Raw genomic sequence first — 12262 nt, forward strand, 5'->3', positions numbered from 1 at the left:
ATGAGCGCGACGGACGACGGGCCCCGCGCCTATCCGTTCGGCCCGACCCACCGGCTCGACATCGACCCGGAGCTGGCGGAGGTCTGCGACGAACAGCCCGTGCTGAGGGTGCGTCTGCCGTTCGGCGGCGACGGCTGGCTGGTCAGCCGCTACGCCGACGTCCGCACCGTGCTGGCCGACCCGAGGTTCAGCCGGGCCGAGGCGGTGGGCGACCACGTGCCCCGCACCGTCTCGGCCGGCCTCCCCCGCACGTCGATGCTGAGCATGGACCCGCCCGAGCACACCAGGCTCCGGCGCCGGGTGGCCAACCCGTTCACCCTCCGCCGGGTCGAGACGATGCGCCCGCGCGCCCAGGAGATCGTCGACGAGCTGCTGGACGCCATGATCGCCTCGGGCTCGCCGGCCGACCTGACCACGGCGCTGACCTGGCCGCTCCCGGTCACCATGATCTGCGAACTGCTCGGCGTGCCGGTCGCCGACCGCGTCCGGTTCAACTCCTGGGTCGACGGCCTGCTGACGCTCTCCGACCCCGAGCTGTCCAACCGCGACCGCGGGCACCTCAACGACTACCTGGGCGCCCTGGTCGCCGAGCGCAGGACCGAGCCCACCCCCGACCTGCTCGGCGAACTCGCCGCCGTCGAGGGCGAGGAGAGCCGGCTCACCGAGGAGGAGCTGGTCGGCCTCGGGGTCAGCCTGCTCTCCGCCGGCCAGGAGGCCACCGCCAACCAGATCGGCAACTTCGTCTACACCCTGCTGAGCCGCCCCGAGTTGTGGCGCTCCCTGGTGGCCGACCCCGGCCTGATCCCCGCCGCCGTGGAGGAGCTCTCCCGCGTCGTCCCGATCAGCGCCACCGCCGGCTTCACCCGGATCGCCCTGGAGGACCTGGAGCTGAGCGGGCAGAAGATCCGCGCCGGCGACGCGGTGGTCGCCGAACTCGGCCTGGCCAACCGGGATCCCGAGGTCTTCGAGGAGCCGGACCGGATCGACTTCCACCGCGCCCCGGCCCCGCACGTCACCTTCGGGCACGGCGTGCACCACTGCCTCGGGGCCCAGCTCGCCAGGATGGAGCTGCGCACCGCGATCGAATCGCTGGTCCGCCGGCTGCCCGGCCTGCACCTGGCGGTGCCGGCGGAGGAGATCAGCTGGCGGACCGAGCGTCTGATCCGCGGGGCGGAAGCCCTGCCGGTCGCCTGGTGAGCCCGGCCACGACCGGTCCCGACACGACGGGCCAGGACGCGGTGGGCGGTACGGGGCAGTCGGAGGCCGTCCGGGCCGCGCTCGCCGATCCGGCCACCAGCCCGGCCGAGATCATGGCGACCGTCATGGCCGCCTACGGCGACCGGCCCGCCCTCGGCGAACGCGCCCGCGACACGGCGACCGGGCGGCTCCTCCCGCGCTACGACACCATCAGCTACCGGGAGTTGTGGGCACGTGTGCGGGCCCTCGCCGGGGCCTGGGCCCACGAGCCCGGGTACCGGCTGCCCCCCGGCGAGCGGATCTGCGTGCTCGGCTTCAGCAGCACCGACTACGCCACCGTCGACCTCGCCTGCGTCCACCTGGGCCTGGTCGCGGTGCCGCTGCACGCCAGCGCGCCGCTCTCGCAGCTGGCCCCGATCGTCGCGGAGACCGAGCCGGTGGTCCTCGCCAGCAGCGTCGAACGGCTGGACACCGCCGTGGCCGCGCTGCTCGGGCAGCCGTCCGTCCGCCGCCTCGTCGTCTTCGACCGCCACCCCGAACTGCCCGCCCACCGCGAGGCCCTGGAGGCCGCGGGCCGCCGGCTGGCCGAGGCCGGCAGCGCCGCCGTCCTGGACCTGCTCACCGAGCTGACCGGGCGCGGCGCGCTGCTGCCGGACCCCCCGCTGCGCGTCCCCGACCCCGGCGAGGACACGCTGGCCCTGCTCCTCTACACCTCCGGCAGCACCGGTGCCCCGAAGGGCGCGATGTACCCGCAGCGGCTGACCCGCAACGCCTGGTGGGGGTTCGTCTACGGGCCCGCCGACGTGCCGTCGGTCGTCGTCCACTACATGCCGCAGAGCCACCAGGCCGGCCGGATGTCGGTGCTGGGCACCCTCGCCAGGGGCGGCCTGGGCTGCTTCACCGCCAGGAGCGACCTGTCCTGCCTGTTCGAGGACATCGCGCTGGTCCGGCCCACCGAGCTGACCATGGTGCCGCGGGTGTGCGACATGCTCTTCCAGCAGTACCGCGGCGAACTCGACCGGCGGGCCCACGAGTCGGGCGAGCCGGGTGAGCCCGGCGCCCTCGACGCGGCCGGTGACCTGGACGCGGCCGTGAAGCAGCACCTGCGGGAGACCGTCCTGGGCGGGCGGGTGGCGAAGGCCTTCTGCGGGACGGCGCCGCTGTCCGCCGAGGTCGCGGAGTTCGTCGAGTCCTGTCTGGGCCTGCACCTGTACACCGGCTACGGCTCCACCGAGGCCGGCGGCGTGCTGCTCGACACCGTGGTGCAGCACCCGCCCGTCCTCGACTACAAGCTGGTCGACGTCCCCGAACTGGGCTGCTACCGCACCGACCTGCCGCACCCGCGCGGCGAACTGCTGCTCAGGACGAGCGCCGCCATCCCCGGCTACTACCGCCGCCCCGAGCTCACCGCCGGCGTCTTCGACCAGGACGGCTACTACCACACCGGCGACATCTTCGCCGAACCCGCCCCCGACCGGCTGGTCTACGTCGGCCGCACCAAGGACGTACTCAAGCTGTCCCAGGGCGAGTTCGTCACCGTCTCCCGGCTGGAGGGCGTCTTCCTGGGCAGCCCGCTGGTCCGGCAGGTCTTCGTGTACGGCAACAGCGAGCGCTCCCACCTGCTCGCCGTGGTCGTGCCCACCCCGGAGGCGGTCGCCCACAGCCAGGGCGACCAGGGCGCGCTCAAGCGGCTGCTCGACGGCGAACTGCGGCGCACGGCCAGGGAGAGCCGGCTCCACCCGTACGAGGTGCCCCGGGACTTCCTGGTCGAGACCGAACCCTTCGGCACGGCGAACGGCCTGCTCTCCGACAGCCACAAGCTGATGCGCCCCAAGCTCGTGGAGCGCTACGGCGAGGCCCTGGAGCGCCGCTACGCCGAACTCGCCGAGGAGCAGGCCCGGCAGCTGCGCGAACTGCGCCGCACCGGCGGCGCGTTGCCGGTCCGGGAGACCGTCGCCCTGGCGGTGCGCGCCGTCCTCGGCCGGGCCGACGCCGGCACCGACCCGGGCGCCCGGTTCACCGACCTGGGCGGCGACTCGCTGTCCGCGCTGTCCTTCAGCACGCTGCTCCGGGAGGTGCTGGACGTCGAGGTGCCGGTCGGCGTCGTCATCGGCCCGGCCACCGACCTGGCCGGGGTGGCGGCCTACGTCGAGGCCCGGCGCGCCGACGCCGCTCCGGCCCGGCCCACCGCCGCCTCCGTGCACGGCGCGGGCGCGACGGAGGTCCGGGCCCGCGACCTCACCCCGGACCGGTTCATCGACGCCCCGGCCCTGGCCGCCGCACCGGGGCTGCCCGCTCCGGCGGCGTCGCCCGGGACCGTGCTGCTCACCGGCGCCAACGGGTTCCTCGGGCGCTTCCTCTGCCTGGAGTGGCTGCGCCGGCTCGGGCCCTCAGGGGGTCGGCTGGTCTGCCTCGTCCGGGGCCGCACCGACTCGGACGCGGCCGACCGGCTCGCCCGGGCCTTCGGCGACGACGGGGGCGAGGCGTCGAAGGCGTACCGGGAGCCGGCCGACGGGACGCTGACCGTCCTCGCCGGGGACCTCGCCGAACCGCGTCTGGGCCTGGAGCCCGCGGTGTGGGGCGAGTTGGCCGAGTCGGTGGACCTGATCGTCCACCCGGCCGCCCTGGTCAACCACGTGCTGCCGTACGCCGAGCTGTTCGGCCCCAACGTCGCGGGCACCGCCGAACTGATCCGGCTGGCGCTCACCGGACGGATCAAGCCGGTCGACTACCTCTCCACGGTGGCGGTGCGCGGCACGGCCGGGCCGTCCGTCCTGGACGAGGACGCCGACGTGCGGGAAGCCATCCCGCGCTGGGGCCTCGACGGCAACTACGCCGACGGGTACGCGGCCGGCAAGTGGGCGGGCGAGGTGCTGCTGCGGGAGGCGCACGAGCGGTACGGCCTGCCGGTCACCACGTTCCGGTCGGGCATGATCCTCCCGCACAGCACCTACCCGGGGCAGCTGAACGTGCCCGACGTGCTCACCCGGCTGCTGCTGAGCATCGTGGCCACCGGGATCGCGCCGCGCTCGTTCCACGGCGGCACTCCTGTGCACCTCGACGGGCTGCCGGTCGACTTCCTCGCCGAGGCGGTCGCTTCGCTCGGTGCCGGGAACGGCTACCGGACGTACAACGCGTCGAACCCGCACCAGGACGGCGCCTCGCTGGACACCTTCGTGGACTGGCTGATCGAGGCGGGCCACCCGATCCGGCGCGTGGACAACTACCGCGACTGGTTCGCCCGCTTCACCACGGCGGTGCGCGGCCTGCCGGAACGGCAGCGCGCCCACTCGGTGCTGCCACTGCTGCACGCCTTCGAGCGTCCGGGCCGGGACCGGCCCGCGCCGGCCCCGAGGTTTCGGGAGGCCGTACGGGCGGCAGGAATCGGGCCGGACAAGGACGTACCGAGGCTGACGGCCGAGGTGGCCGACAAGTACATCACCGACCTGCGCGGCCTCGGCCTGCTCTGAACCCCCTATCGGACGGAGACACCCATGGGACACGACCTCGGCGCGACGGTGGACGCCAGCCTGCGGCTCCTGGAGACACGCGACCTGGAGAGCTTCCGGAAGCTCTGCGCGCCGGACGCCACGGTGTGGCAGAACGACGGAATCGGCGTGCGGACGATAGACGCCCGGGTGGAGCACATCGCGACGTTCCTGGCCGCCCTCGACTCGCTGCGCTTCGAGGTCGTGCGCCGGTTCGACAAGCCGGGAGAGGTGCTCCAGCAGCACATCCTGCACCTGGTCGCCAAGGACGGCACCGAGAGCCGGGTCCACGCCAGCGTGTACTTCCGCTTCGAGGACGGCCTGATCGCCGAGGTCGAGGAGTACCTCTACGAGGTGTGACGGTTGCTCAAATTGCCGCTGTCAAGGCTCTCCGAGTACACCAAGCGAAGAGCACACGTCGGCCCCGGGAGGTCGATGACGGCCTGTGGGAGCACATTGGTCCGCTGTTGCCGCAGGGGTAGGGGTACGCTCGCCCGCAGCAGTGATTCCGGCGTCAGACGCGCACTTTCCGAACACTGGAGGTTCTCATGGCCAAGGGCTACTGGGTCAGCGCCTACCGCACCATATCCGACCCCGAGAAGCTGGCCGCCTACAACGAGCTGGCCGCTACGGCCGTCAAGGCGGGAGGCGGACGGGTGTTCGTCCGGGGCGGGCAGACCGTCGCCCACGACGACGGCGTCGCCGAGCGCGTCGTCCTGATCGAGTTCGACAGCTTCGAGCAGGCCGTCGCAACCCACGCGAGCGAGGCCTACCAGCAGGCGCTGCTCGTCCTGTCCGACGGCGTCGAGCGCGACTTCCGCATCGTCGAAGGCGTTTAGGGATCACCGTCCGGTCGAGGTCGAGCAGCCTGTCCCAGTCCTCCTGTGGGTAGCCCGCCCCCTCCCGCGCGGCCCCGATCCTCCGCCCCACCGTGCGCCGGCCGAGGGATCGGGGCCGCGAGCCGATAGCCCCTGCCAACCCGCCCAACGTCGCGTTGATGCTGACGTCCTGCACCTGTCGTTCCTTCTTCTCCCCTGCCTTCGATGGGCTGCGGTCACCGTCACACGGCATGCCATCGTGCCGTCGTCCGAATTCCCCCACACCGGAAGTCGACCCCGCCGACTTCCCGCGCACCACCCGCTCATCGCCCACGCCTTCGCCGGCCGTCACGCCCGAACCACTCACCTCCCGGCCCGCCCCGGAGCGCTCCCCCAACGGCACGGCCGGCCTGTCGGCGGCGACCGTGACCCGGCCTGACGGTTCTCCCGGACCTCGGGCACGGTGACCCCGCAGGGCCCACGGGGACGTCAATCGGGTGGCATCCGGTTGTCGGCACCCGCCATCCTGGCCGGATGGCCGATCGTGCGAACTTCGTCGTTGTCCGCGAAAGCGGGGAGTACGAGCTGTACCTCTCCCGCTGGGGTGCGGTGGGCCTCGACCTCGACCTGCTGGCGGGGCCTGTCGACACGCTCTCGATGGTCCAAGGCCTGGGGGTGGACGACTGGTGGCTGGACGACGTGCACTGCCAGGGGGCGGCGCTGCTCGACCTCGGCCGGAAGGTGCTGCTGCTGTTCGCCTGGGAGGGGCCGAGCACCGTGATGCGGTACCGGGCCGCGACCCTGGACCTGCTGCGGGAGGCGTGGCCGGGGTGGGACGTGCGGTGGGCCTACGACGGCCCCGCCGAACTGCGGACCTACCTGGGACTGGACCCGGAGTACGTGCGTGACCGCGTGCGCGGCACCTGCCGCGGACCGTTGCTGGAACCGGAGGACGAGGAACTGGCCGACCCCGAGCCGATGGCTGCGGTGGTGACCGTCGGATCGGACCACTGCCACGTGGTGGCGAACGTCGCCGACCACCCGGTCCGGGAGGGCGCCGCACTGCTCGACCGGCTGTCGGGCGGCCCCGACCACGGCATGTGCCGGGTGTCCGCCGATGCCGGCATGCACATCGATCCGCTGCGGCGCCGGGTCGGCTGGTGGGTGCTCGGGGCGGTGGCCGAAGCGTACGAAATGCCGGAGCGATGGCCCGGCTGGACCGTGGAGTTCTGGCAGGACTGCTGGCGGGAGCACGTCCGGCTGGCCCCGGGCCGGTTCCGGCCCCCACCGGTCGACCGTGAGCGCGCCCGGGCGGAAGTCCGGGCGGCTGCCGGCCGACACCGGTCGTCGACTACGCGGTGAGGTCCTGGCCGATCGCCCGCAGGACGTCGGCGAGCCACACCAGGTGGTATCCCAGAGCGCGATCCTCATCGGCGAGCAGGTCCTGCAGATGCTGCCAGGACTCGGTGAGCTGCCCGATCGTCAGCTCGCCCGGCGCCTTCAGGACGTCGTACTGCTCGTCGGACGGGATCGACCAGAAGTAGTCCTTCTCCAGGGGCACGGCACCGCCCGCCGTGGTGCCTTCGACGTGACGGATCAGCACGTCGAAGGCTCTGCGCAGCTCATCGAGGGACACCTGCAAGGGTTCACCGGTCATGGGCACCATCCTGACGCCTGACGCCATCGAGATCCACAGCCGGAGCACCGTGGAGCCGTCGCGACGACGTACCCGAAAGCCTCCGGAGCTGACCACCTAAGGGGCAACCCCGACAACACCCTTGCCAGGAGGAATAGTTGGCCGGGGGTTTCGCAAGGGTCGGCGCCCTCCCGGGCGGTGATCCGGGGCGTCCGCGCGGTCGGCAGGACGGGCTCCGCACGAACAAGCCCGCCCCTACCGACGGAGTGCCCGTGACGATCCGCCGACGTACCGCCCTGGCCACCGTCCTCGCGCTGGGCCTCGGTGCCGGCCCGTCGGCCGCATCGCCCGCCCTGGCCTCGACGCCCGCCCTGGCCGCGACGCCCGGTGCGCAGACGACGGCGGGCCAGTTACCCGCCCCGGACGTGAAGGCACTGGAGGCGGCTCTCCGCGGGCTGCCCGACGCGGACGCGACGGCGGCCCTCGTCCGGGTCGGCGGCCACGGGATCTGGCACGCGAGCGCGGGGGTGCACGACCTGGGCAGCGGCCGCCAGGCCCTGGAAGAGGCCCGGTTCCGGGCGGGGTCCACCACCGAGGTGGTCACCTCGGCCATCGTGCTGCAACTCGCCGCGGAGGGCCGGGTGGATCTGGACGGCACCGTCCAGAGGTACCTGCCGGGCCTGCTGAGCGACGCCTTCGAGCCGGTCACCGTACGGCAGTTGCTCACGTTCACCAGCGGTCTCCAGCCGGGCTCCTCCCTCGGCCCGGAGAACGCCGAGGGGTACGAGAACCGCTTCAGGACCCTGACTCCCGGGGAGGTCGTCGCGGCCTCGGTCGCCCAGGGCCCCTACCGGGGGCCGGGGGAAGGCCCGGGCCGGAAGCAGCGGTACGCCAACAACGACTACACCGTCCTCGGCATGCTGATCGAGAGGATCACCGGCGACTCCTACGCCCACCAGGCGCAGGCGCGCGTCTTCCGCCCGGCCGGCATGCGGCACACCTCGTTCCCCGAGGGGCCCGACCCGCGCATCCACGGCGCCCACAACCGGGGCTACCAGAAGCTGGCGGACGGCACGGTCGTGGACGCGACCGAGTGGAACATGTCGGACCGGTGGGCGGCGGGTGACATGATCTCCACCACCGCCGACCTGGAGAAGTTCCTCTTCGCGCTGTTCCGGGGCGAACTCGTGCCCCAACCCCTCCTGGAGAAGGAGATGTTCACCGCTCCGGACGTCGAGGGCGCGGTGATGAGTGCGGGGCTGCAACGCTTCGACACGGGTGGCGGCCGGGTCCTCTGGCTCAAGACCGGAGAACGGCCCGGGTACAGCACGCTCATCGCGGCGACCAGGGACCTGTCCCGCACCCTCGTCTACTCGGTCAACGCGACCGGCGCCAAGGCCGCGACCATGAACCCGGTCTGCGAGCGCATCGTGCGGGCCGCCTTCGCCCCCTCGACCGCCGGGAGCGGGAAGAACCTCCCGGCCGGATCAGCCCGCTGAACCCGGCCGGTCAAGCCGGGAGGCGGCCGGCCGCCCCACCTCGGCGTACGCCTCCGGCGGCACCGGGAAGTGCCTCAGCAACTCCTCCATCCAGGCCATCGGATGGGTGGCCGTCGCCGCCCCGCCGGGGAGAGCGCGGGCCTTGCGGATGCCCTCGATCAGTGCCTGGACGGCGGCCTCGGCGGTGTACCGCTCGGCGACCCACCGGCGGCCCGCCCGCCGCACCTCCTCGTGGCCGGGCAGGTCGAGCAGGTCGAGGGCCCGGTCCGCCAGCCGGTCCGTCTCCAGTTCCGGGATCCGCCACGCGGACGGCGAGTCGAACAACTCCGCTCCGCCGCCACCGGCGTATCCGGTCACCAGGCAGCCGCTGGCCATCGCCTCGGCCGGCGGCAGCCCGAAGCCCTCGCCCTCGGGCGCTCCCAGCGCGATGAACACCGACGTCTCCGACAGAACGCGCGCGACCTCCTCGTGGGGAACCGAGTGGATGTCGTACAGGTCGACGTCCCTGGACCGCGGGTCGGCGTGCAGCAGGCGGCGCAGCAGCGTGCTCTCGATCGGACGCTTGCGGGACATCCACGCGATGCGCCGGACCCGCCCGGTCGTGGCCGGCCGGAACGAATCGGTGTCGATGACGTTCGGTACCAGGTGCGGTTCGTACCCGGGCAGGGCCCGGCGGAGCATGTCGACGCCCGCCTTCGAGACCGTCCACAGCGCCGGCTCGGACGACCAGCCCGGGTACGGTCCGGGCTCGGGGCAGGTCAGGAAGTGGACGTAGTGGCCCTGCGAGTAGACGACCTTGCGGCCGCCCGGCGCCGGGTCGTGCCCCGGGAGCACGCTGACCTCGTGCAGCACGAGCACGTCATCGGGCCCCAGGTCCAGCGTCATCCCGGACAGCGTCGGCACGTCGTCGTCGAACCACGTGTAGCGGAACCCCGGCGTCGGCGTCCAGCGGAACGCCTCGACGCCGGCCGCCCGCAGCAGCGAGACCTGCTGGTTCAGCACGCGCACACCGCCCAGCGGGAACTGGAACTCGAACGACGCGTAGACCACTCGGCCGGTCATCGGACCTCCCTGGGGACACGACCCGCCTCCTACCCGCTCCGCTCGGGCGCAAGCTCCGCGCCCGTACCTTGGACAATCCGGCACACGCGGGCCCCGGGCCACGAACGGGGCCCGGCCCCCGCAGGTACCGTGCACCGGACGTCGGACCGGCCGACTTCCCCCGTGCTCCCCCGTCCTCACCGCCGGCGCGTCAGCGCCCGCCATCGCCACGGCGTCAGCCACCAGGCCGGCCACCCGCACCCTCGGCTCCACGCCGCACCCCTCCCCCTGGTCACCGGACGGACTGATGGACCAAAAGTCCTTCGGTCAACCCCAGTTGACCATTGTCGAGCACTCGGCAACGAAGATCCACCCGGGCGCCCCACCACGACGGTGACAAGGGGGCCCTACGTCACGGTGCCGGACCTGCCCCGTGGGTTTCGCCCGGGGCGACGAATCCCGACGGAGGCGGTTCACCCACCCGACTCCCCGCGTTTCCCCCCTCCTCTCCGCCCTCCTCCTCGGGATCTCCCCGTGCCGGGCAGGGAAATCCGCCCGGCGACAACCGGGCGATGTCCAGAGTTTTGACATTTTGCTTAACGTCATACAGTCTTCTCGGCATGTCTGACCGTCACCCGATCGAGTGCGCCGCCATCGAGCTGGCGCTGATCGGCGTGGCCGCGCACTGCGTTTCCGACAATCTCTGTCGCTGAATCCGCCTGTCCCGAAGCGTTGCGGTGATCGCCGCCTCGGGGCGTCGCCCCTTCCGCGGGCGCGGTGCCGCTCACTCCCCTCAAAGCCTCACTGTCGCCCGCCTTCCTCCGTACACCATCGGTAGCGAAAGGCTCCCTTTCCGATGTCTCGAACCACCACCCTCACCCCTCGCCGCCTCGCCCTGGCGACCGTCACCGTCGCACTCGTCGTCGGACTGGCGGCGTGCGGGCCGAAGGCCGACGGCGGTGGTGGCACCGGCAAGGACGCCGCACCGCAGCAGGGCGGCACCCTCACCGTCCTCAACCAGCTCCCGCAGGAGCAGTTCGACCCCGCACGGCTCTACACCTCCGGCGGCGGCAACGTGCCCTCCCTGGTCTTCCGCACCCTCACCACCCGCAACCGGGTCGACGGCGCGGCCGGCACCAAGGTCGTCCCGGACCTCGCCACCGACACCGGCACCCCCTCCGAGGGCGCCACCGTGTGGACGTACCGCCTCAAGGACGGCCTGAAGTTCGAGGACGGCTCGCCGATCACCACCGCCGATATCAAGTACGGCATCGAAAGGTCATTCGCCCCCGAACTCTCCGGCGGAGCGCCGTTCCTGAGGGACTGGCTGGTCGGCGCCGCCGACTACCAGGGCCCGTACAAGGAAGGCCGCACCCTGGACGCCATCGAGACGCCGGACGAGAAGACCATCGTCTTCCGCCTCAACAAGCCCGAGGGTGACTTCCCGTACCTCGCGACCCAGACCCAGTTCGCACCCGTCCCGAAGGCCAAGGACACCGGGGCGAAGTACCAGGACCACCCCGTCTCCTCAGGCCCGTACCAGGTGGAGAAGAACGAGAACGACGGCGCCCACATCGTCCTCAAGCGCAATCCCAACTGGTCCTCGGCGACGGACGACCAGCGCAAGGCGTACCCCGACACCGTCGACGTGCAGTCCGGTCTCGACCCGGCCGTGATCAACCAGCGGCTGACCACCGGCACCGGGGCCGACGCCGCCGCCGTCACCACCGACACCAACCTCGGCCCCTCCGAACTCGCCCAGGTGAAGGACGACAAGGCGCTCGCCGCCCGCGTCGGCACCGGCCACTTCGGCTTCACCAACTACCTGGCGTTCAACCCCAAGGTGAAGCCCTTCGACAACCCCAAGGTGCGCCAGGCCGTCTCCTACGCGATCAACCGCACCTCGGTCGTCAACGCCGCCGGCGGCTCCTCGCTCGCCGAGGCCGCCACCACCTACCTGCCCAGCCAGGAGACCTTCGGGTACACGCCGTACGACCCGTTCCCGGCCGGCGCCACCGGCAACCCGGACAAGGCCAGGGAACTGCTGAAGGAGGCCGGCTACCCGGACGGCCTGACCATCACGCTCACCCACTCCACCGCCGCGGGCAAGGGCTACGGCCCGGACCTGGCCACCGCCGTCCAGGACGGCCTGAAGGCGGCCGGGATCACCGTCCAGCTGGAGGCCCTGGACTCCACCCGGTACTCCAAGACCGTCCACGAGGTCGCCACCGAGCCCGGCCTCTTCCTCAGCGGCTGGGGCGCCGACTGGCCGTCCGGCGGTCCGTTCCTCGCGCCGATCTTCGACGGCCGGCAGATCGTCACCGACGGCTACAACTTCAACTCCGCACAGCTGAACGACCCTTCGGTGAACGACGAGATCGACCAGATCAACAAGATCACCGACCACGCCGAGGCCGCCAAGCGCTGGGGCGCCCTGGACAAGCGCATCGGTGAGCAGGCCCTCACCGTCCCGCTGTACCACCCCGTCTACAAGCGGCTGTCCGGCAAGGACGTCCGCAACATCGTGATCAGCGACTGGACCGGCGTGCTCGACATCTCCCAGGTCGCGGTCAAGTAGCGGAC

10 protein-coding genes are annotated in these 12262 nt (G+C 72.3%); 8 read left to right on the plus strand and 2 right to left on the minus strand.

Annotated elements, in window-relative coordinates; genetic code table 11:
• The 5 genes from ACIQOW_RS24540 to ACIQOW_RS24560 all read left to right on the plus strand — a co-directional run bounded on the left by ACIQOW_RS24540 (position 1) and on the right by ACIQOW_RS24560 (position 6865).
• Positions 1-1197, plus strand: coding sequence for a cytochrome P450 (locus ACIQOW_RS24540; protein WP_401088322.1), 1197 nt, complete (start codon positions 1-3; stop codon positions 1195-1197).
• Complete coding sequence (car, locus tag ACIQOW_RS24545) at positions 1194-4667, plus strand: carboxylic acid reductase (protein WP_401088324.1); 3474 nt, start codon at positions 1194-1196, stop codon at positions 4665-4667. The genes ACIQOW_RS24540 and car overlap by 4 nt, the downstream gene beginning before the upstream one ends.
• A gap of 24 nt (positions 4668-4691) precedes the next feature.
• Entirely contained in the window at positions 4692-5045 is a 354-nt protein-coding gene (locus tag ACIQOW_RS24550; RefSeq protein ID WP_401088326.1) for a nuclear transport factor 2 family protein, read from the plus strand.
• A 188-nt stretch (positions 5046-5233) separates the two neighbouring features.
• Positions 5234-5524, plus strand: a complete 291-nt coding sequence (locus ACIQOW_RS24555; RefSeq protein WP_401088328.1) for a DUF1330 domain-containing protein — start codon at positions 5234-5236, stop codon at positions 5522-5524.
• A gap of 513 nt (positions 5525-6037) precedes the next feature.
• Entirely contained in the window at positions 6038-6865 is an 828-nt protein-coding gene (locus ACIQOW_RS24560; protein ID WP_401088330.1) for a hypothetical protein, read from the plus strand.
• On the opposite strand, the gene ACIQOW_RS24565 is transcribed toward ACIQOW_RS24560, so the two are convergent.
• Positions 6855-7160: a hypothetical protein gene (locus tag ACIQOW_RS24565; protein WP_401088332.1), complete on the minus strand. Its 306-nt coding sequence runs from the start codon at positions 7158-7160 to the stop codon at positions 6855-6857. The genes ACIQOW_RS24560 and ACIQOW_RS24565 overlap by 11 nt on opposite strands.
• A gap of 251 nt (positions 7161-7411) precedes the next feature.
• On the opposite strand from ACIQOW_RS24565, the gene ACIQOW_RS24570 reads away from it, so the two are divergent.
• Positions 7412-8638 (plus strand): serine hydrolase domain-containing protein, encoded by a 1227-nt coding sequence (locus tag ACIQOW_RS24570; RefSeq protein WP_401088334.1) that lies wholly within the window; start codon positions 7412-7414, stop codon positions 8636-8638.
• Here ACIQOW_RS24570 and ACIQOW_RS24575 read toward each other — a convergent pair.
• Complete coding sequence (locus tag ACIQOW_RS24575) at positions 8627-9700, minus strand: glycosyltransferase (RefSeq protein WP_401088336.1); 1074 nt, start codon at positions 9698-9700, stop codon at positions 8627-8629. The genes ACIQOW_RS24570 and ACIQOW_RS24575 overlap by 12 nt on opposite strands.
• Positions 9701-10299: 599 nt before the next feature.
• Here ACIQOW_RS24575 and ACIQOW_RS24580 point away from each other — a divergent pair.
• Positions 10300-10392, plus strand: a complete 93-nt coding sequence (locus ACIQOW_RS24580) for an Ms4533A family Cys-rich leader peptide (RefSeq protein ID WP_317620150.1) — start codon at positions 10300-10302, stop codon at positions 10390-10392.
• Positions 10393-10535: 143 nt separating this feature from the next.
• The gene (locus ACIQOW_RS24585; protein ID WP_401088338.1) at positions 10536-12257 is read left to right on the plus strand and encodes an ABC transporter substrate-binding protein; all 1722 of its coding nucleotides are present in this window, start codon (positions 10536-10538) and stop codon (positions 12255-12257) included.
• The last annotated feature ends 5 nt before the right edge of the window (positions 12258-12262 follow it).

Source organism: Kitasatospora sp. NPDC091335, assembly GCF_044757205.1.
GTDB lineage: Bacteria > Actinomycetota > Actinomycetes > Streptomycetales > Streptomycetaceae > Kitasatospora.